Source organism: Burkholderia sp. WAC0059, from assembly GCF_002870125.1.
In the GTDB taxonomy this organism is placed as follows: Bacteria; Pseudomonadota; Gammaproteobacteria; order Burkholderiales; family Burkholderiaceae; genus Paraburkholderia.
Window position 1 is genome coordinate 1 of the sequence record NZ_PNEO01000060.1, and the last position, 1,020, is coordinate 1,020.

Genomic DNA, 1,020 nt, shown 5'->3' on the forward strand with positions numbered 1-1,020 from the left:
TCCGTCAACGGGGCTTCACCCTGCTGGAAACGCTGGCCGTGCTCGGCATCGCCGCCATCCTGCTCACCGGACTGCTCGCCCTCGTCAACACCGCCTACAGCAACTCCCGCGGGCAGCAAACCGCGCGCTACCAGGCCCAGCTCGCCAGCGCCGCCATGCAGCTCCTCAAGGCCAACTACTCCACCCTCATCTCCTCCGGCCTCTCCACCAACGCCCCGCTCGTCGTCTCCCTCACCGGATCGAGCGCCGGAAGCTACAAGCTCTCCTCCTATCTGCCCGCCTCGACCAGCACCAAAAACGCCTACCAGCAGACCCCCTGCCTGCTCGTCTATCGCGGCCCCGGCTCCGGATGGAGCGGCGGCAACGGCCCCCAGGACATCGAGGCCTTCCTCGTCACCGAAGGCGGACAGACCATCGACGACCGAACCCTCGGCTACATCGCCGCCAACGGCGGCTCCGGCAGCGGCGCCATCCAGTCCATCAACCACGGCATCGCCGAGGGCGCCTTCGGTAGCTGGTCCGCCGGCATGTCCGCCGTCGATCCCGACGGCGCGAGCTGCACCGGTACTCCCACCGGCGTCGGCCACCTCGTCAGCCAGGTCTACTACAGCGGCGGCAACGGCGCGGCCGCCGATTTCCTCTATCGCCAGCCCACCTCCGTGACCGGCGTCGCCGACGGCAACACCATGCATGCCCCCATCTTCCTCGACGACCCGCACGAGGACCGCACCAGCGACGCCGACTGCAGCCCCTCCGCCGACCCCAACAAGATCAGCCCCGACGCCGGCAAGATCACCGCCGACCCCAGCGGCAACATCCTGAACTGCGACGACGACGGCGAGTGGCAGTTGCAGGGCTCCATGCACTGGCGCACGACCGTCGACACCTACGCCGATCTCCCCAGTCCCTCGTCCACGCCCCCGCCCGAAGCCGGCGACGTGGCCGTCACGATGGACACGGGCCGCGCCTTCGTCTGGACCGGCGGCACCTGGCAGGCCCTCGCCGTCGACCAATACGGCA

Annotated in this window: 1 protein-coding gene; it reads left to right on the plus strand. The window is 69.4% G+C overall.

What is annotated here, in order from left to right:
• Positions 1–1,020: type II secretion system protein (locus CY652_RS23695; RefSeq protein ID WP_146010216.1), on the plus strand; the 1,020-nt coding region annotated here is incomplete at both ends.